General features: G+C 53.2%; 25 protein-coding genes, 1 tRNA gene and 1 pseudogene. 19 read left to right on the top strand and 8 right to left on the bottom strand.

All coding sequences use genetic code 11. The annotated features are described in order from the left end of the window. Window positions 1-17 precede the first annotated feature (17 nt). Both C4S72_RS25385 and C4S72_RS25380 read right to left on the bottom strand, forming a co-directional pair. Complete coding sequence (locus tag C4S72_RS25385; protein ID WP_104006010.1) at window positions 18-392, bottom strand: hypothetical protein; 375 nt, start codon at window positions 390-392, stop codon at window positions 18-20. Further along, on the bottom strand, window positions 382-1,350 hold the full coding sequence (locus C4S72_RS25380) for a hypothetical protein (protein ID WP_104006009.1): 969 nt from the start codon (window positions 1,348-1,350) through the stop codon (window positions 382-384). Before C4S72_RS25380 ends, C4S72_RS25385 begins: the two co-directional genes overlap by 11 nt. A gap of 446 nt (window positions 1,351-1,796) precedes the next feature. Here C4S72_RS25380 and C4S72_RS25870 point away from each other — a divergent pair. Together C4S72_RS25870 and C4S72_RS25375 are read left to right on the top strand one after the other, a co-directional pair. Then, window positions 1,797-1,880 (top strand) — tRNA-OTHER (locus C4S72_RS25870). Window positions 1,881-2,126: 246 nt separating this feature from the next. Next, entirely contained in the window at window positions 2,127-2,909 is a 783-nt protein-coding gene (locus C4S72_RS25375) for a hypothetical protein (RefSeq protein WP_104006008.1), read from the top strand. A 49-nt stretch (window positions 2,910-2,958) separates the two neighbouring features. On the opposite strand, the gene C4S72_RS25370 is transcribed toward C4S72_RS25375, so the two are convergent. From C4S72_RS25370 to C4S72_RS25360, 3 genes are all read right to left on the bottom strand, one after another. After that, on the bottom strand, window positions 2,959-3,165 hold the full coding sequence (locus tag C4S72_RS25370; protein WP_104006007.1) for a hypothetical protein: 207 nt from the start codon (window positions 3,163-3,165) through the stop codon (window positions 2,959-2,961). Window positions 3,166-3,191: 26 nt separating this feature from the next. Continuing rightward, window positions 3,192-3,695, bottom strand: a complete 504-nt coding sequence (locus tag C4S72_RS25365) for an NYN domain-containing protein (RefSeq protein WP_200826909.1) — start codon at window positions 3,693-3,695, stop codon at window positions 3,192-3,194. A gap of 636 nt (window positions 3,696-4,331) precedes the next feature. Then, window positions 4,332-4,577, bottom strand: coding sequence for a hypothetical protein (locus C4S72_RS25360; RefSeq protein WP_104006006.1), 246 nt, complete (start codon window positions 4,575-4,577; stop codon window positions 4,332-4,334). A gap of 122 nt (window positions 4,578-4,699) precedes the next feature. On the opposite strand from C4S72_RS25360, the gene C4S72_RS25355 reads away from it, so the two are divergent. The 11 genes from C4S72_RS25355 to C4S72_RS25865 all read left to right on the top strand — a co-directional run bounded on the left by C4S72_RS25355 (window position 4,700) and on the right by C4S72_RS25865 (window position 12,589). After that, a complete protein-coding gene (locus C4S72_RS25355; protein ID WP_104006005.1) occupies window positions 4,700-5,413 on the top strand; it encodes an N-6 DNA methylase in 714 nt (237 codons plus the stop codon). 196 nt (window positions 5,414-5,609) lie between these two features. Continuing rightward, the gene (locus C4S72_RS25350) at window positions 5,610-7,340 is read left to right on the top strand and encodes a ParB/RepB/Spo0J family partition protein (protein WP_104006004.1); all 1,731 of its coding nucleotides are present in this window, start codon (window positions 5,610-5,612) and stop codon (window positions 7,338-7,340) included. A gap of 5 nt (window positions 7,341-7,345) precedes the next feature. Then, window positions 7,346-7,765: a hypothetical protein gene (locus tag C4S72_RS25345; RefSeq protein WP_104006003.1), complete on the top strand. Its 420-nt coding sequence runs from the start codon at window positions 7,346-7,348 to the stop codon at window positions 7,763-7,765. A 10-nt stretch (window positions 7,766-7,775) separates the two neighbouring features. Then, on the top strand, window positions 7,776-7,979 hold the full coding sequence (locus C4S72_RS25340) for a hypothetical protein (protein ID WP_104006002.1): 204 nt from the start codon (window positions 7,776-7,778) through the stop codon (window positions 7,977-7,979). Window positions 7,980-8,048: 69 nt separating this feature from the next. Further along, on the top strand, window positions 8,049-9,209 hold the full coding sequence (locus C4S72_RS25335; protein WP_104006001.1) for a hypothetical protein: 1,161 nt from the start codon (window positions 8,049-8,051) through the stop codon (window positions 9,207-9,209). Window positions 9,210-9,239: 30 nt separating this feature from the next. After that, entirely contained in the window at window positions 9,240-9,953 is a 714-nt protein-coding gene (locus tag C4S72_RS25330; RefSeq protein WP_104006000.1) for a hypothetical protein, read from the top strand. Further along, window positions 9,943-10,704 carry a PRTRC system ThiF family protein gene (locus C4S72_RS25325; RefSeq protein ID WP_104005999.1) on the top strand — a complete coding sequence of 254 codons (762 nt, stop codon included), beginning with the start codon at window positions 9,943-9,945 and terminating at the stop codon, window positions 10,702-10,704. Before C4S72_RS25330 ends, C4S72_RS25325 begins: the two co-directional genes overlap by 11 nt. A 53-nt stretch (window positions 10,705-10,757) precedes the next feature. Further along, complete coding sequence (locus tag C4S72_RS25320) at window positions 10,758-11,240, top strand: hypothetical protein (RefSeq protein WP_146071941.1); 483 nt, start codon at window positions 10,758-10,760, stop codon at window positions 11,238-11,240. A gap of 468 nt (window positions 11,241-11,708) precedes the next feature. Further along, the gene (locus tag C4S72_RS25310; protein ID WP_104005996.1) at window positions 11,709-11,963 is read left to right on the top strand and encodes a hypothetical protein; all 255 of its coding nucleotides are present in this window, start codon (window positions 11,709-11,711) and stop codon (window positions 11,961-11,963) included. Window positions 11,964-11,982: 19 nt separating this feature from the next. Next, entirely contained in the window at window positions 11,983-12,420 is a 438-nt protein-coding gene (locus C4S72_RS25305; RefSeq protein ID WP_104005995.1) for a hypothetical protein, read from the top strand. Window positions 12,421-12,442: 22 nt separating this feature from the next. After that, on the top strand, window positions 12,443-12,589 hold the full coding sequence (locus C4S72_RS25865; RefSeq protein ID WP_160115599.1) for a hypothetical protein: 147 nt from the start codon (window positions 12,443-12,445) through the stop codon (window positions 12,587-12,589). Between the two features lie 33 nt (window positions 12,590-12,622). On the opposite strand, the gene C4S72_RS25300 is transcribed toward C4S72_RS25865, so the two are convergent. From C4S72_RS25300 to C4S72_RS25290, 3 genes are all read right to left on the bottom strand, one after another. Next, window positions 12,623-12,934: a TM2 domain-containing protein gene (locus C4S72_RS25300; RefSeq protein ID WP_104005994.1), complete on the bottom strand. Its 312-nt coding sequence runs from the start codon at window positions 12,932-12,934 to the stop codon at window positions 12,623-12,625. Window positions 12,935-13,063: 129 nt separating this feature from the next. Further along, a complete protein-coding gene (locus C4S72_RS25295; RefSeq protein ID WP_104005993.1) occupies window positions 13,064-13,384 on the bottom strand; it encodes a HigA family addiction module antitoxin in 321 nt (106 codons plus the stop codon). 14 nt (window positions 13,385-13,398) lie between these two features. Next, complete coding sequence (locus tag C4S72_RS25290) at window positions 13,399-13,692, bottom strand: type II toxin-antitoxin system RelE/ParE family toxin (protein WP_104005992.1); 294 nt, start codon at window positions 13,690-13,692, stop codon at window positions 13,399-13,401. Between the two features lie 150 nt (window positions 13,693-13,842). Here C4S72_RS25290 and C4S72_RS25965 point away from each other — a divergent pair, with 150 nt between their 5' ends. From C4S72_RS25965 to C4S72_RS25265, 6 genes and pseudogenes are all read left to right on the top strand, one after another. Continuing rightward, window positions 13,843-15,351 (top strand): UvrD-helicase domain-containing protein, encoded by a 1,509-nt coding sequence (locus tag C4S72_RS25965; RefSeq protein WP_200826908.1) that lies wholly within the window; start codon window positions 13,843-13,845, stop codon window positions 15,349-15,351. Next, window positions 15,324-16,601 (top strand): UvrD-helicase domain-containing protein, encoded by a 1,278-nt coding sequence (locus C4S72_RS25960; RefSeq protein ID WP_268807746.1) that lies wholly within the window; start codon window positions 15,324-15,326, stop codon window positions 16,599-16,601. Before C4S72_RS25965 ends, C4S72_RS25960 begins: the two co-directional genes overlap by 28 nt. Window positions 16,602-16,738: 137 nt before the next feature. Beyond that, entirely contained in the window at window positions 16,739-18,025 is a 1,287-nt protein-coding gene (locus tag C4S72_RS25280; RefSeq protein WP_104005991.1) for a hypothetical protein, read from the top strand. Then, on the top strand, window positions 18,022-18,642 hold the full coding sequence (locus tag C4S72_RS25275; RefSeq protein WP_104005990.1) for a condensin complex protein MksE: 621 nt from the start codon (window positions 18,022-18,024) through the stop codon (window positions 18,640-18,642). The genes C4S72_RS25280 and C4S72_RS25275 overlap by 4 nt, the downstream gene beginning before the upstream one ends. Further along, the gene (locus C4S72_RS25270) at window positions 18,639-19,976 is read left to right on the top strand and encodes an ATP-binding protein (protein WP_104005989.1); all 1,338 of its coding nucleotides are present in this window, start codon (window positions 18,639-18,641) and stop codon (window positions 19,974-19,976) included. The genes C4S72_RS25275 and C4S72_RS25270 overlap by 4 nt, the downstream gene beginning before the upstream one ends. Window positions 19,977-20,012: 36 nt before the next feature. Continuing rightward, window positions 20,013-20,318: pseudogene (locus tag C4S72_RS25265) on the top strand (transposase); the annotation flags it as partial. Window positions 20,319-20,402 lie beyond the last annotated feature (84 nt).

The following is a 20,402-nucleotide window of genomic DNA, read 5'->3' as shown; positions in this document are numbered from 1 at the left end:
AACTGGCAGCGCCCCCATCAGTACAACGATGGAGTGCCGCCCGGGAAGGTAGAAGAAAAGCTTAACTTACTGTCCGGTATTCGTTGACCACTACAGGCCGACAGATACACCTTACCAGTCTGACGGGCGATATTGATTCCCTTGTCGGGCCGGCCGCACTGAATTTTGGGTGCGTACCCCAGGAAGATCCCCGTAACGATCACCAGCTCGTTGTGAGACAACTGAAGCGTTATTTTCTGGCTCCAGTCCACGTTTCGCCCATCGGGTTTAGGCGCAACGTCGATATTGATCGTCGGCTGACCATCATTACGGCTACTACCTTCAAAACAGACCGCAGCGGTGCCGCCGTAAAGATGCAGCTTTGGCTGATTCTGCAGGCCGTTATCGTACATGACGGTACAGCTCCAACCGTGTGGCCACTTCCACTGGCTCCAACTCGACTTTGGCCAACCACTTTTTCCTTGCCTGCTTAATTTCTGTCGCAGAGGGTGCGGGCTTCCAACGTACCTGGGGGCGTTGAGATTGAGGTATTACCAGTATTCCCGTCGCTAGACAGTGTGACCAGCGATAGGCTTGGTTGGCGTTATCCCACCACTTGTAATTGGCCCGCAGGGAAGGCGGAGTGTATGCCAGCGCAAATACCGGATCTGTTTTGACCCTACAGTTCGTTACTCCATGACGGATTTCGTCTGCCCGTAAAGCATTACCCAGACGATCGAAGTGTTGTGACAGTGCTTGCAGGGTGTCTGCATCGATCCGTCGCTTTCGGTACTGGTTCTTGTTCCAGGTATAAGCCACCCGGGCGACAGTCTCTGGCAGTATCCGAATCTGCTTTTGAGCGCGGATAAAATTTAAAGACGGTAGTTTCAGTGATCGTAGAATCCGGTGGAAAGCGTGGTCACGGCCCCGAGTCAGAAACTCCGCGTTGGCCAGTGCGAAGCGCTCAAGAAACGTTTTGTCTGCGCTGCCATGCTCATCCAGCTCCCGCTCTACCAGCAGACTCTCTTTAAGAGTATGGGTTGCGAGTTGCACAGCCTGTTTATGTTGGTTCAGTAGCTCAATGGCTTTCAACACGTCCGGCACATCACAGACCAACACGCCATGATTTTGGGGTGTGTTACCCGCATCCATCCAGATATTGGTCAGTTCATCGGCGACACGGAACCAGGCTTCCGACGATGGCTCGCTATCCTGCAGGGTCTCGAGATCCACGGGGTAATCGAAAGAAGGTACGGCGCACCACATTTGCCGGCGGTGATCGAGGACCGCATCTTTGACGACCGCGGCTTGTTTAATCAGCGCCTGGCAGTTATCGCGCAGAGCAGTGACCTGCGGTGACATCATGTCCATGAAGGTTTCTCCCAGAGCCTACGATCCGGAGGGCACGGTAATTTCGTGCTGATACAGCATTATTATAGAACAATTTATAACAGACCGGCATTGGTCAACCTGCTTTTACAACCATGAAACCCTGATATTCCGCTGCAATAGTTACCCTTTGATATGGTCGGAGTAACCTTAGATTTCCTTATACGGACTTAGATAGCTTTGTGCCGTGCGTCCTACGGAGCGCCGGTTGGGTTAAATAGGGATTAGTAATGCCGGTCTGTTATAAACTAGTTAATACATTAATAGTTGATGGCGGGTTGTTGAGATCACTGATCGATTGCTCCAGGCACCGGTGAAAGCGCTAGAATTGGATCAGTCTGCTCCAGTGCATCTTTCCGTTGTGCTCATACCACGAATCGTTTTGTTTTGGACGTAGGGAAAGGGGAGGGGCAGGCACCTTCAAATATGCACCGTGTACGCATAACGGTAATGCGATCGCTCCGGCCTGGCACCGGTAGGATTGATGCAGGTTCGACTCCTGCCATGGTGCCTTTTCCAAGCACTAACGACTCTTCCAACAATAATGGAATTATTGCTGGCCAGCAGGCGTTCCAGGCCATGAGCTGCACCGAGCGCCATTTATCAGCAGATATGCGATATAGTGTTTGGGGGATATGCAACCAGGTTGGGGAAGGCCTCCGAGGGCTATCCAATGACCGGAACGATGGTGCTGATGGCTGAGCGACGGTGCTGCATATCCAACTGTATTGGACGATACATGACAAAGGATAGTCACGATGACACAGGTTCTTCCTTCTCTGCGAGACACGCAAAATGTTTTGAGAATACCCCGCCTATTCGCCCTCGATGTCTATGATCGACATCATACGGAACAGAAGATCGGAAGCATAATGGTCGAGCGAATTGAGCAGTACAACACGGCCCCTGATGGCACACTACGATCCGCGCGAATCGAGCTCTCCTATGACTACATTCCCGGCACCGAAGGCATTATCCACCACGCTCCATTCGCTGCCGAATATGACGCTGATCGTGATATCGTAAAACTGGTAGCCGGTGCTTTGTTTATGGATCTTCACCGGATGGAGGGACAACGAATTGGCACCTACCTGATGCATTGTATCGTGCAGTGGGCCCAGCAATGGCCCAGCGCGATGGTTCAAAGCATTCATTTGGACGCTCGTCAGGGGAAAGGCGAAAACAAACCGCGCCGCAACCGGCTGTATGAGCAGATCGGGCTAGTATTCGAGTACGACGATGACACCAAGGCATCTGGCCGTTCACTGGAGATCCCAGTAGAAGCACTGGATGTCGTGATGAGCTGGCAGAAAAATATCTGCCTCAAATCCGTGCCGGATTATCTTCGCCGCATTAATGACATGGGGTTTGATCTTCAGCACAAGGACCGGGTGATCCGCCAGTTGGTCGAAGAAAGAAAACAGGCCGAATCAGCTCCTTTACGCTGGGCGCTAAAACAGCTCTGGACGCGACATGGTTTCTCGGTCATTTCCGCTTTGGCAGTGTCGTTCTTTGCATTGATTGCTTGGGCTCAACATTAGCAAGCATGCTATTCATTGTCCGCCAATTGCTGCCGGCAAATGAACCGGATCAGTAGTGTTTGCTGGCCCGAATGAGGCCCGAGATATCTAGGCCCGCATCTGCAGCCATTTCCTCAAGATTTCCTCTTGGACCCAGAACTCTCTTAGCCATTTTGGCTTGCTTACGCTCTTCCGTCTGCTGTTCAACCCAGACTTGGATTTTCAGTAGCTGTTCCAGATCCAGCGTCATCAGGAAGTTAGTGATGTCGTCTTGCATCGTACTCCTTGCTTCCCGCCGTGTTGTTACCAGTATTTAGGCTTGATCGCAGGTTTCTTTCTGGTCGGCACGCGGTCTGGAAATTGGTGCGCCTGTAGTTCAGCACATGTCACGACCCGCCTCAGCCAGTGAGCATAATTTTTCAGCGAACCGGGAGTCCCACGTTTTATCCCTTCACGGTGGGGCAGGATCACACCCAACTTCAAATCAGGAAAGTCTTCTCGCAGCGCTTGTAAAGCAGGGCCCATATCAGTATCAGCAGATACGAGCACTATCTGTTCAATGCGTTGCTCAAGCGACAGGAAAGACTGCTTAACGGCTGTGCGATACATGCTTAACGCTATATTGACGTCAGTCTCTTTTTCTTCCAGTTTCCAGATTTCAACCTGATCCTGACGGGATGGTGGTGTGTCCCTACAGACATAACGTGGGGCTTTAGCGGGATCAAGCTGGTGTCGCCCTGCTATGATCTCCACCCCTTGCGCTTTCAAGGCACGAATATAGGTATCCTGTGCCTGTTTCGAAAGCAAACCACGAGTAGCTAGCTTAGGTTATACTGGAGCCGTGAAATAATGGAATGCCACGGGTAAGCAGTCAGGATCGTTTACTTTCGCGATATAGGCCAAAAGTGCAGGCAGATCCAGCCACTTGTATTCGGTATTCGCCAAAAGGCCATCGTAGAGGTTGTAGCCATCAATGAAAAAAGCTGTGCGCACGTATTCTGATCCCTAGATACGAAAAAACCGGCCCAAGGGCCGGTTTCCTCACCCTAACAGCCAGTGAACTAAATCACTGCGTACAGGGCTAAGTAGTGTATATAATAATGGGCTCTATTCCCGATTTAGTCAACTCCAGGTTGAAGGGCGAATGGTTTCCCCATCGACTTGACCAGGTCGGCCGCCCGGGTGAGATCTTTGAATGTGCGCTCCTGCAACTGCCTACCCTGCGCACGCTTTTCGACCAGCCTCAGTTCAGTGTCGGATGTACTGGATACTAGATAAAAATCGCGCCAACATCCTCCCGGATCGTAACACAGGTAATCGCGCGGCTATCGGCAAGCACGCGAATCGTGGCTTCACCGTGAAGACTACCTCAGCCATTTGGGAACCCAAAATATAGAAACGGGGGAGTGGAGTGCATCCACCATGAGTTCACTTGGACCAACCTCAGACCTCAGATGACCCCACCCAAGTCTTGCCCAGGTAGGCATCAGAGATACTAGCCTCATCAAATCCACCACACAGCTGATTTGCTGCTTCCTGCAGGGATTCGTGGTTCCAACCGCCCTCCGGAGCAGGGCATTCGATGAACAGCTTGCCACAAACCTTCAACCGCAGTGGCTCATGTTTAATCGGCGTAAAAATATCCGGCTCACCGGGTCTTTGATCGGTAATGATGTGGATACCTGCCATTTGCCACCTCGCTTCCCTGTCGTTTTGCGTGGGATACCACAGCCCCCGCGCAACCTCTTTTAAGTTTGTCGCTCAGCGAGATTCTACCCCTGTACCAAGTAACCCCTGGGGATTAATGGATCATGCCTTCAAACTCAATTCCGCACCGTGACCTGCCGTTTTTCAAAGATCTGGACCGCTTGCTCCAGTCCAACCGCTTCCGCCGCAGTGGCGGGGAGATCCTGGACTGGTTCCTCTCGGAAATGCTCACCAGAGAATATGGTTTAACACACCTCAAGCTCGATCCCGTACCGGAGGAGTACCGGGAAGAGATCCGGACGCTATGCGCCAGCTACTTTGCCTCGCTTAACCTCACAGAACCCTCCACGGATTTGCTGGGCATTGCCCAACAGCATGTCGAAAGCATGGGGCACCGCCAGATGAAAGGGGCGTTCTACACACCACCAGAAGTGAGTTACATGATGGCCAAGATGCAGTTTCACGATCTGGACTGGAGCCAATACCCTGTACTGACCGTAGCAGATCCCACAGCCGGCTCGGGTTCCATGCTGCTTTCTGTCATCCGGGTGATGGCCGAGGAACACGCAGACAAGATGGAGCGCCTGTCGTTGACTGCATTTGATAAAGACCGCCGCGCCTGCCTCTGTGCCGCGGTGCAGTTGTTATCGGTCTGTCTTGTAAACAAGTTCCAGGTGGGTGAAATCAAGGTGATCTGGATGGATTCGCTCACCCAGGAGGTGTACGGCTACATCGTGCATTGCCGCAACTACAAGTATGGGCCTCCCACCTATAGCGCTGACACCATCGCAGACCTGCCGCAGCGTCCCGCCGCCTGATTCAAACTCACGAAGCCAAGCTCCCGCCGGGGGGGCTTGTGCGCTTATAGAGCAGCTGACCAGAGAAAGCATTTCTACGACAGCCACCCCAGCCGTGCGACAATCCCAATTCCCGCGCCAGCCCCCCGCCAAAACTCTTTTAAGAAACCGCGCCAATGAGAAATTAGAAGGGTGAACAGACAAAAGGATCACCCAGATGAACGTGATTACCCAGCCTCGCACCGAGAACACCCTGAACGCTCAAGCTCAAATTTCCCTGACCGAGATCCACCTCGATTTTGAGAACTCCCGCCGCCGTATCGACCCCGAAACGCTGGCGACCATGAAAGAGTCCATCAACCAGCTCGGCCTGTTACAGCCACTGGTTGTCACACCGCGTGGCGAAGGGAAGGGGTATGTACTGGTGGCCGGTTTCACCCGTTTCCAAGCCCTTACCGAGCTGGCCCATAGCCATGCTAACTGCACCATCATCGAAGGGGATGCTCACACCATCCTAGAGAGCCATGTGGCTGAGAACACCAACCGCCAAGACCTTTCTCTGGTTAGCTCAGTAACCGCCATACGGCGTCTGGCTACCAAACTCGGCGGCGACTACGAAGAGGTGGGCAAGCGCCTTGGCTTTTCCAAGAAGGCGATGGATGACCGGCTGGCACTGGCCAAGTGTACGGAATCCGTGCTGGATGCTCTGGACGAAGGCAAGCTCAAACTCGGCCATGCCGTTATCCTGTCCGCCTTCACCCACGCCATGCAGGATCGCACCCTTGAGAAAATTCTCGCGGAGGGCTGGACGGTTGAAGCTCTGCGCGAACGTGCCGGGAAGGCCCGTATTCGCCTTGAGATTGGACGCTTCGACAAGAAGGAATGCGAGGCTTGCCCTTACAACTCGGACGCCTGCGCCCAAAACAATCTGTTTGGAGAGGACATTCCCAAGGGGGTATGCAGTAACGCTCAATGCTTTGGTGTCAAGCAGAAGGTATGGCTGGACGAGGAACGGATCCGTCTGAGTGAACAATATGGCACGTTGCTGGATGCCACCACCATCGACAATCAGCAGATTCGGCGGGTGGACGTTCAGCAATTGGGGGAAGTGCAACATACCGCCTGCCAGAGTTGCCAGCACAACGTCTGCATCTTTGATGACCGCTTAAACTCGCGCAGCGCCGGATCGGTACGCGAACAGGTCTGCAACAACATCCAGTGCTTCGACAGCAAGGTGGAGGCCCTGCGCAAACCCGCCACGGATTCAGCGAGCACAACACAAGGCAGTGCCAGCAAGGGCACCCCGACCAAATCGAGCAGGGCCAGCAGCGCAAAGGTGGCCACGCCAGCACCCAGCGCTACTCTCGGGAACAAACAGCAGGAGGTTGCCGAAGAGATGCTGGCCCAGCATATCAGTGACAGCTTCCCCTCAACCCGGATTGAAGGGCTGTATCTGTCCTATATGGCGGCTCAGGCATTGTGCGGCAAGCGCCACGAAGGCATTGCCCACCTGATTGGAAAATCCGAGGCGGATGTACTGACCGCTACGCGCCTGATGGTCACTGACTATCTGACCAAGTGCAGCGAGAACACCCAGACCGGCCACTCGGCTCCGCGTGGGATTCTGCATGAGTTGGCTTTCAATCGAGCCACCCCGGAAGTGCAGATCGTGGAGTCGTGGAAGCCGCACACCCTCAAACACTACCCGACCGCTCAGGTAGCCCGACTGTGTACCGAAGCCGGGTTCCATACCCAGTACGACCAGACCCACGGGGATGGCGCCTTCAACAAGCTGGCCAAGGGCAAGAAAAGCGATCTATTGGCCGCGATTGATACCAGCGACTTCGACTGGACGAACTACGCACCAGCCGCCTACCGCGCCCACTTCACCAAGAAGCTACCCAAGAAATCCCAGGTGGATTCCGCTGACACTGAGAACAAGGAGTAATAACCATGCTGACTGAACTGACCGCCCTGATTAAAGACCACGGCATTGCGAATGTGCAAGTATCCCTCAAGCCACACGGTGAAAGTATTGCCGCGGTTATCAACCTGATCCCTGATCCCGCCGCCGTGCCGGATGACGGGATGAAGGTAGCACTGGCCGCACCCATCACCCTGATCGGTGAAGAAGCGATTCAGAATGCCAGTGTGGAATCCGTGCTGGAGCGAGTACGCACGACAATGGCCAATCACAGCTATTTCTCAGCAGATGTGGTGGCTCAACGACTGAACGCCGCCCGTACCAAAACGCCTGTAAGTCCAGCCAAAGCGGATAAAAAGAACGAGAAGGTTGAGCAGGAAGCGACACCAGCCGCCGCGCCCGCTGTACCTGAGTCCGTAGACGACATTTTCAACCAAGACTCACTGTAAGGAGCCAAGCATGAACCGCATTTTCGCTATCGGCACGTTGACTGAAATTCCCGATCCCGCACCGCTGGGCAGCTTGCAAGACGCTTACGAACTGCTGGCCCAACGCTTCCCGCAAATTCGTCACTCGGCAGTGTTTGAGTCCGATGCGGTGGCGGTGGATGAAAGCACTGTGCGCTATACGATCCCGCTCCCGGTGATGAAAACCAATGGGTAAGCCTCAGCACAGCACCCGCGAATTGCTGGACTTGATCCAGCAGTTTGCGGAGCAAAAGGAGCCAGAGTCATGCAGCTCAGTACCGAACGCCAAGCCGCTCAAACAGTTTCCGAGATTCGAGAATCTACGGCGGATACAGCCGCCACGGAGGTGCTGCCGGGTATTACTGCTCTAAAACCGCCACACCTTGCGCTGGCAGGACAACGGGTAGAGCCGCTTGAGAAAGTCACTGCTGGAGACAGGGCGATCATCAAACATGACAGGCAAAAACTATGCTCCCTGCTAGCGTTTGGTGTCCAAAATGGATTCACCGAAGAAGAGGGGCTGCTGACGCTGCTACAAGCCCCTTACATTGAGCAGGCTGATAATGCCCGCGCCGTGCTGAAAAAAACGCTCCAGCGCTTTGCCGAAGCGCTTGGGGAAGATAAATCCCTGTTCCGTCTTACCTGCAATGAACCCGGCTACGGCGAGGGAGAGCTGGGCTGGTATATCGAACCCGCCGATCCTACCACGCTAATTCGCTGCACGGCCCCTGATCCTCTGCTGTCAGATTGGTTCTCCCGTTTCACCATTGTTATGAGCAATCATCTTGGCTTCTACACCGCCAGCGATATAGCCGACTACGAGCTGGAAATGCAGTTGGATATGGCCGGAATTGAAACAGCACACTTTGAAGAGGATCGAGAGCAGATAAGCACACCGCTGGCCTCTGGTTCGATCAAAGAAATCTGTGACCTGGTGGCCGTGACGGAGGGCAACCTTGCCGAAATGTGGGGCGAGGACGAGATACCCAACGCCTTGTCCCATTTTATCGAGTTGAGCCGCCTTGCAGACCAGAGGCAGACAAAAACCGATGACAGTATCCAGGCTCTTCGCGCCGACCTGAACGCCTTGATCGAAACACATCCCCGCCTCGCCTACGAACCAACCATCAAGCAGCTACTGGTCAACTTGCAAGACATGGAACGTCCTGCCGCTGTGCTGGCTGAACATGCCGAAACTGCACTGGAGTCAAAGGGGGATCGTTACGCTGGTGAGCACTTCATGGTCGTCAACGGTGAGCTGCCCGATGCTTGCTGGGAAATGCTAAGACAGAATGAACAGCATATTTGGGAAGCAGGGGAGTCAGGCTGTTGGAGTATCAACCCGGCACATCCGAAAGCCATGGAAGTGGCCCAAGCCTACGTCCAAATAACTTCTAAGTTTTTGGATGTTTGCGAGTATGAATAAAAGCACAACGACCTGTTGAGAGAAGCCGCCATGCAATTCGATAGTGAAGGACTCAGTGATAAAAGCATCCCGGTATTGCCTCAAGTCGCCTTTGTACTGCACGGCACCGGGCCACGCAACGCCGATGTGATGACGGTGCATGACGTGAAGGACGGCATCTTCCAGATTGGCAACTATGTTGATCCCGAAGCGGTTATCACGATGATTCAGGAAGCCAACAGTGATCGACCCGACCACAAGACACGCCTGATACCGGAGAACGTGTTGGTCGATGATGCCCACTACTTGATCTGGTTCGTGCGCTCGACCCGCCGTCCATTCCATTTCCGTCATGGATCGGGAGACTGGCATGGGCAGGTTCGCTATCCGCACCTCCTGTTCATCGCTGACAAGCACCAGCGCAGGCTCCGTATCTTTGCACTGGCCAACAGCCGCCGACCCACGCTGGAAGCCAAGCTGTATCACGCGCCCCTGTTCAACCTGAACGGTCAGGGCGACCTGTGCCTTGGTTCAGCCACACTGCCTGAGTCTCTTTCTGTATCGACATTACCGGGCATAGAAGCGGCCTTCTTCGATGCCAACGGGTCACACCAGAACCATCAAAGAACACTGAGCGATCCCGCCGAGAAACAGCACAAAACTCTGATCGGATACTGGAAATCCAAAGCCGCTGCCGATGAACCCGTGCGTGTATCCGAACTGAATCCGTACATGACCTTAGGGGAGGTGATCCATGAGCTATAAACTGCCATCCAGTTGGTTGGGCCGACCGCTTCGCGTTGCCGTGTTGGGGTGCGGTGGCACCGGGTACTACATCGGCACCAACCTGTTCATGCTGGAGCGGGTACTCAACACCCTGTATCGAGAAGCCAGCTTTCAGTCGATTGATCTGTTCGACACCAAAACGATCAAGGCACCGAACCTGTCCCGAACCGGCTACCTTCCGGCAGAGGTGGGGTTCTACAAGTCAGACATTTTGGCCCATCGCCTCAATGCTGCACTGGGGTACAGCGTTTTTAAATCGATCCCGACCAACGCCTGCGCCAGCACGCTCCTTGGCGGACATTACGACCTGATTATCACGGCTACGGACAGCGTTGAAAGCCGGATGATGGTGGCCAACATGGCTTCAAAGGTACGCTCAACTCAGGTCACTCTCTGGCTGGATACCGGCGTGGAAAAAGCGACCGCCAGCACGGTGCTGGGTGAGCTCAGCACTGACCCGAAGCGCCTGCCGGTGGCAACCGATCTGTTTCCTCGCTTGCCAGAAGGGGAGCAACACCAAGAAGCGTCTTGCGATATGCAGACCTCACTGGCTCGGCAAGCCTTCGGTATCAACCAGCAAATCGCGGGGCAAGCGGTGAACCTACTGTCTCAGCTCCTGCTCGATGGGGAGATTGAATACCACGGTTCCATGCTGGATCTTAAATCAGGGTTCAACTCTCCGATCCGGGTAGACCGGGACACTTGGGCCAGCTTCGGGTATGCGGCGTGAGCCACCAAATCCGAAGGAGCATGGTAGGATAAAGTCTGGAAGGAACCACCACATTGAACTACTTGGACACATCCATGAAGGATACGCCACCATCACTCTGGAAACTGGGGCTGCTCGCCTTTCTGGTGCCATTGGGTGCCTGCACGGCCCTGCAAATGTGGATTATCTACCGGACGCCTCCGGTATCAGAGTCCCACGCGGAATTACTGACCGGCGTGGCTGATGGCTTTACCGACCCGATAACTCTGCTGGGTATGTTCACTGGCTTATTTTCTCTGGCAAGCTGGTATCTCTACTGCCAACGCCGGTTCGCCAACGTGCCACTGGTACTTGAAGAGCCTCCCTCCGGGGCACCGGTTCAGGAGCAGCTGCGTGTTGCCCAATACAACTATGCGATTGCCTGCAGAGGTACAGAGGCTGATAGGGCGTTTATAGGTGGAGCAGTCCTTGGGGTTTCTGCGGTTTCCCTAAACCTGGTTCTCACGCTGATGGGGATAGCACCCGCAAGGATATTCGCAACGGCAGTTGGTTTTTAAGCGCCAGCGGCTCACCGGGGGCTTACAATCACCCCGAACATGGAACTGGAGACACCAAACACGTTATGGCAGGTCCGTTGGAGAATATTGACCCGATTCTGGTCGAACTGTTGGATGAGGGGATCTCCAGCATCGCTGCCCTGCGGCTACTGGTCTTCGTTCGCCATCCGCGCCGGTTTTCAGAGATCGAAGAGTTCATTGGCACGGAGCGCACAGTGGTTAATAGGATGGTGTCTCGTTGCCCTGGGCTACTAAAGAAAATTCAGCTGCCCCAGGACGAGTGGAACCGCGAGCGCGGGAAGCCACCCGTGGCTATAGTGGCGACCGATCGGGCAAATCGGTTGTTAAAGAACTTGCTGCTCTGCACTCCAGACTGATACTCCAAACGGCCACTAACTTGACGCACAATAGTTCCATGAAGAGCCCGGTACGAACCGGCACCAATACAAGCAAGGGAAGGTAGAACTCATGGCGGATATCAATGATTTTCTGAACCCCGAAAAGGCGAGTGCGGTAAACCCTATGTACACGCCTAACAGCTATACCCCCAGCTATATCAAAGCTGGCGAGCGCATCCCGGTCGAGGTAGAAAGCCGAGAGATGGAAATCGCGCTCATCAAAGCCTACGACTATGGGATCGATTCCCTGAACGAAGAAGGACGGACACTGGTGCAGCGCTTTATCGATGATGCCGTGCTCCGCATATCCGGCAAGATCGAGTGACCTCTGAGCCAGATCCAAGATGGATAACCTTCGCGAGCAGTTGGATGCAATCCTCAGGGACCCAAGCAAGCGCTACAAGCACAAGCTGGAGCGGCTGGCCTTTCATGTGCGGAACCACCTAAGCCGATTGAAGGAATACACACGGCACCGTGACAACCAACTCCTCGCCCTGCAGCGGCAAGGGCAGAGTGGCTCACTGTGGATTCCTGTCGAGCTTGAGCTGCCGCCGGTTGGTACTATGCTTGCCTTCTGGAATACAAGGCTGAATAGCTGGGAGCAACGCGGAATCAGCGGTGACCACCCCACGGGGAAAGATTCCCACGCACTAAAATCCTGGCTGGACGCTGAACAGTTAACTCATTGGCAGCGGATCTACCCACCGGATACGGTTATGCAGAAGCAACGCGAACGACTTGAGAAGGAGAGCCTGGATGGCAACGGTAATACCATCGACTGAGAGCACCCCTGACGGAAACGAAATGGACTCAATAATCGAGTGCGACAACTGCCACGATCATTTCTCTCCAGAGTTCATGGTGAATATGGACGGTATCGCAGACGGCCAGACCTGGTGCAAGAACTGCTATGAGGAGTTCAGTGTATTCTGCGGGCGGCTGGATCGTTGAAGTCGCAGCGCGGCAATATCGCATTTTAAGACACTAACGATAAAGCCGCATAACCGGCTTCAAATCATAGACCTGTTGCCGGCGTTTCTGCACTACATGGTGGATATAAACCAGATCGAGCAAACACCAAAGGACTAGGGCAAACACCAGATATTCCCAGCCGGATATCTCATTGACGAATGCATACACAGCTACCACGCCCAGCAGCGTCATGATGAACGCGGTAACCCAGCTTCCTAGGTAGTACCGGTGAGCGCCGACTACACCCGCCAGCAATAGCAGCATGTAAGCGATACTTTCTCGCCGAAGCCGGCTTTCATTGTGGAATGCAAGGGTATTGCTCATGTTTCATATCCAGGGTGGTAAATGCCCATAGTTCAGGCAGAGTGCCCGTTAGCCGATTCCAGGCACGTGGGCATGCCTTCACCTCATATACTGTATTTTTATACAGCATATGATTAATCAATACCAGAGTCACGCCCCTGCTTGTGCTACATGCGGTACGATCCGGCGGACATTACTGGCCTCTTGGTCATAGGCACGATGCGTCACATCCCAGATCTCAACGGCATGCTGAATATTCAGCCAAAACTCCGGCGTGTTACCCAGCGCAACGGCCAGTTTGATCGCCATTGGCGCCGTCAGAATCCCTTTATCATGTACTATTCGGCTCAACGTATTTCTGTGTACGCCCATCGCTTCAGCCAACTCTCGTAGCTCAATATCCATAGGCTCTAAGAACTCTGATACAAGCATTTGGCCAACTGTGACCGGGCGGCGCTTTGTATTCTTCATATACTTAATCTCCTCTAGCCCTTGTAAGCATGCGGGTCTAGATACGTATCCAGTGCCGTCCCCTCGTCCCAACGAAAGATCAGCCGATACTGTTTATTTATACGGATTGAGCACCAGCCGGATAGGTTTCCCTGCAGGTGTTCAAAGCGATTCCCAGGCGGAACCCTCAAGTCCGACACGCTGGTTGCCGCATCCAAGATCTGCGGTTTCCTGAATATCGCGCCTTCTATCGCACTGGGAATTTTCTTGTGACTTAGATCTTCAACATAGAAGGCTTCCAGCCACGAATTCCTAAACGCTACCGCCATTAGTCAAAATCCACGTTAACATCCATCATATGCACAACGATATTGTGCATCAATATTCTCTTCGAGCCGTGCTCCGATAGACACAACAAGCACACTCGATTTTGGGTGGTATCATGCGTCTCTTCATACGACGGATAAAGGATTAACCCTTTGAGATCAAAGCAGTTCACCGCCAAACCGGGGTTCTGGGCAGGCTTTTTTCTGCCGCAGAAATGGAAACTCTCGTTCTCAGCCAAGACACCCGATCGGTTTTCACTGTCCCTCAAACAGTCGGTGGAGCTGCCCTTCGATTCAGTCGCGGCTATTGGCACCAGCAAAGGCCTTCTCTGGACTGCAATTGAAATTCGCTCGAGCAACCGAACCGACGTCCTCGGTGGGCTAGGTTCTGATGCTGCGGAGAAGCTGGTCACCGAACTGCGCAGCGCTATTAACGACCACCTGGTGTCGACGATCGAAGCGAACAAGGCCCAGCTGATTGAGATCGATGAGGCGATCCAGACGCTCACCCGCAGCGGACATCAGTATCTTGCCCTGGGGGATATTAGCCAGACGATAGCGACGGTGCCCGGTAATGCTGCTCAGGCCATTGCACATCCGCTATTTAACATCGACCAGGTGCCTAAATCCCTGGCACAACAGTTTCCAGCATCGCTTTCCATGCTAGCGGATCCAAACGAGCGCCAGCGTTACAACAACAAGTTCGTTACTTCGGAGCTGGAAAGATTCGACGCCTTCTTCAGCGATCTGGATGGACGCTCACTCTCCAAGGAGCAGCGTGAGGCCTGTATCCGGCTTGAAGACAATAATCTACTGGTCGCCTCAGCCGGATCTGGTAAGACTGCCACCATGGTCGGGAAAGTTGCCTACCTCCTCGATAAAGGGCTGTATCGCCCCGAGGAGATCCTGTTGCTGGCCTTCAACAACGACGCGGCCAGTGAACTGAGAGGGCGACTGGCGAAGCAGCTAAAGATCAGCGTTTCCGATCTTCGCTGTAAGGTGTCCACCTTTCATGCCCTGGGGCGCGGCATCATCGAACAGGTGGAGGGCAGGCCTCGGCAATTGGCCAACTGGGTAGAGCATCCTGCCGGCGAATCACAACTGATCGAACAGTTGATCCAAGAACTGCGACAGACCAACCCGGCATTTCAGCGTCTTTGGACTGAGCTGCTGGTGTTGTATCCCAAGGCGGATATACCGGTTGATGTGTTCGACTCCGAAGAAGACTACCGCCAATACATCAGTGACCGAACCCAGCGCGATGGTGGCACCATTTCAACGCTCTCCGGTATCTATGTGAAGTCCCTGCAGGAGCAGCGTATTGCCAACTGGCTTTGGTTGAACTCCATTCCATTTGAGTACGAGCGCCAGATTGCGATAGGGGGGGATGGTAATGACCAGTTGTACGTACAGCCGGACTTTTACTATCCAAATATCGATACCTTCCATGAGCACTTCGCCATCAACAAAGATGGTACTTCCCCGTTTAAAACTATGTTGAACAGGCTCAGCAAAAACGTGAAGGGTATCAAGAAGCGGGCATCAACTTCTTCGAAACGACCAGCGCACAGGCGTATGACGATTCCTTGCTGGAAATCCTCGAAGCACAGCTGCGCAAACGCGGCATCAAACTGGTGCCTAGATCAACTGAAGAGATACTGAACGCCCTCAAGCCCGATGTCATCCGGCGGTACCACAACCTGGTATCTGTCTGTATCAAACACATACGTTCCGCCCAGCTGACACAGAAGATGCTGCTGGAGCGCAGCAAAGTACTCAGCCACAAAGCCCGTGCCGACCGCTTCGCTCGTGCTGTCTGGCTCCTGGCCCTGGCTTACTCCCACAAGCTGGATGAAGCGAAGCGTATCGACTTTGAAGGCATGATCGGCAACGCCGTTTCGCTCATCGAAAACGGGCGTTATCCGAGTCCCTTTAAGTTGATTCTGGTCGATGAGTTTCAGGACATCTCAGAGCCCCGAGCCAATCTTATCAAAGCGTTGCGTGCGCAGAAGCCTTTCACCAAGGTCTTTGCGGTGGGTGACGATTGGCAATCCATCTATCGGTTTGCCGGATCCGACATCACCCTTTTTACTCAATTTGAGCAGCAGTTTGGCGCCAGTTGGATCGGTCGACTACAGCAAACCTACCGCTGCAATCAGTTGATAGCCGGCGTCGCTGCAGATTTCGTTCAACGCAATCCAGGGCAGATGCGCAAATCCGTACAGTCTGTACGTGCGCAGATTCCACGCTCGATTCGGGTCATCCCGGTGAAAGTTGAGTGGGAGAAACCCAGCATGGATAACGCCTGTCAGCAGCTGCTTACCCGGCTAAACAGTTTTGCGGCGAAGATCGCGCCGAAGTGGCAGACCGACGCCAAACCAAAGCTCAGCGTGCTCGTACTCTCCCGCTACAACATGCAAAACCCGTTTAAAGGGCACCCACCGGTCTTTTCGCACATTGAGGTGCGCAGCATGACCTTTCACCGGGCGAAAGGGCTAGAGGCGGATTACACGGTGCTGCTGGACGTCAGCGAAGGAAACTTTGGTGTGCCGAGCCGTATTGAAGATGATGAGCTACTGCAGCTTGTGATTCCGTTTCCGGAAACCTACCCCTATGCGGAAGAGCGCCGTCTCTTTTATGTCGCGCTGACACGGGCGAGCAGGGGAGTTTTTCTCCTCACCAACCAGGTAAGGCGTTCACGCTACATCGATGAGTTGATGGAAATTGGCGGAGACAATGTCAGCCTGGAAAGCGTCGATGGCCAACCGCTCGAACCCTGCCCAGCCTGCCACAAAGGTCATCTGGTTCTGCGTTCAGCGAAGAACGGCAGTAAGTTCATGGGCTGTAGTGAATATCCGGTCTGCCGGCACACGGCCAACGTTTCAGAGAACGTCGAAGGGCAGAGCATATAGGATTTGCCAAAAACGACCACGTTTCATAGAGACTCGCAGCATTATCCCACTGTGCTCATACCATATACTGAGTGATATGCAGTTCTGGCATAATCTTGTTTGAAAAGGATTTCACGGTACCGAACGGGATATTGTCGATGGCCTCACCCAAACAGCTCACCTATCAACTCTACCGACACTGGGATATCGTAGAGCAGCTTTGCCGCCTGTCCCGAGAAATGCCGGCATTCGAGCCTGAACAAGCCATAGCTGTTATCAACCGTTTCGGCACACAGGATACAGAGCACGACTCAGCTGATATTTTACGCACGCTCTGTGCCAACGAAATTTTGCAACCACTCAGTCGATCCGAAGATTTCCAACTTAACCCTCTGGTTTTGGATTTTGTAAAAGGCCTCACGCGAGAGCATGAACTCGGCCTGTCAGCAGTACTCAAGGCGCGCGTCGAAGCCATCCGAGATGCTACACAACAAGTAACAGAGGGTATCGACCAAGAGGAAATGGATCTCCTTCGAAGTGCTTCGGTCCGTTTATCTGACCTGTTTCGACAAATCGCCGGTCAGCTGGATCAGGATCGACATGCAATCCTTGATCTGGCGGAACAAGCCAAATCACGTGAAGCAACACTGCCCATTGATAAGCGATACCCTGCCGTGCTGGAAGCCTACGATCAGTACGTAGAGCCCATGAATGAGATGATGGACAGCGGACTCGGCGGTACTTTTTACCCTTATCTAGAGCAAGCCGTGCGCGTACTGGACAAAGCTGAAGAGCATTTGTCTATCCGCGGTGCCCTCTATACGCAACGACTGCAATTACGTCATGTTGCTCAGCAGGCCAAAGAACTCCGGCGATTGGGACGTATTGTCGCTCAACAATGCGCTGACACGTTGCTGCCTCTGCGGGAAGAAGCACGGCAACACAACAGCCTATCGACAGCCATTAGTGAGTTACTAGGATTGGTGCGTAAAAGGGGGCTCAAACGCCTTTACCAACAGCAGCCCAGTGAGGGCCGGCTTCCATGCTGGCAACGAACCAGAAGGGGCCGTTTGCAGCTCGGAGACGAGATTCTTGAACTCATGGCGGCAGCTAGGCATTTTGAGCCTGCCGTCCAGGCCTTTCCGGAAGATGTAGCATATGGTTCTGCGAATCTGGTTCAGCTAATCGATGAAGCTCAGGTACAGAAGTCAATCGAGGCAGAGCTGCCCATCGAGAATCTTATGCGTTGGTTACAGGAGCATCATGGCAACCTGCCTGATCAAACGTTACTACGACTTTATCACAACCTTATTCGTGAGCAGGGTTGGCAAGCAGACTTGCAACCCTATCAAGAAGAAACAGACCTGCGACACATACGTATTTCCTACCACCCGCACCGCCTGACTTCATTAGCTGACCTCGAGACTGGCCCGTCAAAACCATGAATATCAACGTTCAGCAGTTACCTCGCCTCGCAGACCTGTTCAAACTGTTTAACTCCGGCAAACATTTGAATCGTTTGTCAGAACCACAGTTATGGGTGGAATTGGAGCAGTTCCAGGAAGCCTATGTTGCGTTATTTAAAGCGCTGGGGTTCGAACTCTGCATAGACGGCCGTGGATTTGCCTGGTTTCATAATGAGGATGTAAGTCCGTCAGTTACGGGGCAATCACGACAACTCGCTCTGCTATTCATGGTGATTTTCGACACTCAGGCCGACATGGGGCAGCCGCTCCAACGGTTTAGCGACTGGCGTGTTGATCGCAAGCTCATCGAAGCAGCAATGGAAAAGCATCTTGAATTGCTAAATGCCGAAGGAATGAGTGTCGAATTGCTAGAAGGACTGTTAAGTAAAGCTGAAACCTTCGGCTTTGCCCGACTGCAGACCGACCACTGGCAACTGCTACCTTCAGTCTGTCGCTACCTAGACCACTTTGAAACGCTCGCGACACATGCAAGAGAGCAAGTGCATGGACTGGAGGCAGACTTCAGTGAAGATGAATTGTCGAACGACATGGACGAGATGGACAGTGCGCCCAACGCAACAGGAGAGGTTCAATGATCCGGAACGGATTCCAACGTTTGGTCCTACTCGGCAGTGCCGGATACCAACGCGCAGAGTTACCCTTGGATGATGCTGTATCGTTAATTGCGCCCAACAATACCGGCAAAACCAGCCTGATTAATGCGCTACAATTTTTGCTGATCATCCATAAGCAACGGATGGACTTCGGCTCACACGATGAAGCAAAAACTCGACGTTTCTATTTCCCGAATAACAGCGCCTACATTCTTCTGGAGGTATCACTGCCGCAAACCGGTACAGTGGTGTTTGGTTGCGTGGGGAAAGGCGTTAGCTATGAATACGACTACTTCGCTTACAAGGGCGAGCTGGTAATCGAAGACTATCGTTTGCCCGAGGAACACCTGGTACAACAGCCTCAGCTCATCAGCCACCTGGCAACCAAGGGCCGGAGTGTCTACCAGTACGATGCCAGTGAGTTCATCAAGCGTATCTATGGCGGAAAACAGATTGAACGCCGTAACGAGCCAGACTTTACGATTTTCAAACTAGAGAATGCCAATAACGCACAAACCTTTCAGCAAGTGCTGACGCGAACATTGCGCCTCGACAAGCTGACCTCGGCTGATGTCAAAAAATATCTGCTGCAAATTTTCAAAAATGACTTACCAAACCACAACATCAACTTTAAGCAGGTCTGGGATGAAGCCTTCCACGATGTCAACGCTGACAGGGCCCAATATGAAGCGGCGGTTGCTCAGAGCCGCCGCATAATCGAGCTGGAACATGCTTACAACGAGCGCCTAATGCTCAGGGGTAAATTGATCGACTGGCAGGGCAGAGTCAATTCAGGTCTGACGAGCTGGCAGGCCCACTACCTGGAGCAGAGCCAGGTACTTGAACAAAAAGATCAGGATCTCCGAGAACGTCAGAGAGCACATAACCAACGAGTGCAAGAACTGGCCGGAACGCAAAGCGAGCTGAAGCATGATATCGCCCAATTGAAACTTGAGAATAGTGAACAGGAGCGGTTGCAGGGCCGTTTCTCTCTGATTCACAACCGCAGTGTTCTACAACACCAATTTGATGCGGCTAAAAAGGACTGGCTGGACGTATCGTTAATCCTACAACAGGCAGGTGGGCGCCCTATTGCCGCCATCATGCAGGCCATCAAAAAGCAAAGTCGGCAGCTCGATACCTTGGAGAAACAAAAACAAAACTCCGACGATAACCTTTATCGAAGCCTCAGCAAGGTACTCTCGGATGATGATCTTCAACGACTGAACAGGGTCATCAGTGAGCATGCCATGGTACTGGGAAGCAATGAGTTCACATTCGACCGAGCCTGTGTGAAAACTCTGTCTGATTTATAATGTTTCCCCGTTCCATAGGGCATATATGGGGTGGAAATGTCAGGTTTTATTGCGGAAGCCAGCCGAAGTCAGACGACTCTGTTTCCAGAGAGTCTGGATGATTACATCGATGCAGATAATCCAGTCCGTATTGTCGATGTGTTCGTTAACGAGTTAGATCTTCAGTCTCTGGGGTTTGGTCGCACCGATCATGCCCAGACTGGCCGACCAGGCTACCACCCGTCAACGCTGCTAAAACTCTACATCTACGGATACCTGAACCGCATTCAGTCGAGTCGCAGACTAGAGCGTGAGAGTCGACGTAATCTTGAGCTGATCTGGCTTATTGGAATGACCTGCCCCCGACATTTAATCCAACCGGCTTCTAGTAATGTCGTTAGTTGTTGATCCTACTTGCTGTGCCCGAAATGCGGCCGCGAATTCCAA

Origin of the sequence: Marinobacterium lutimaris (assembly GCF_900108065.1) — a bacterium.
Taxonomy (GTDB): Bacteria; Pseudomonadota; Gammaproteobacteria; order Pseudomonadales; family Balneatricaceae; genus Marinobacterium_D; species Marinobacterium_D lutimaris.
Note: the sequence above shows the minus strand (reverse complement) of the source record. Positions and strands in the feature narration are given on the sequence as shown.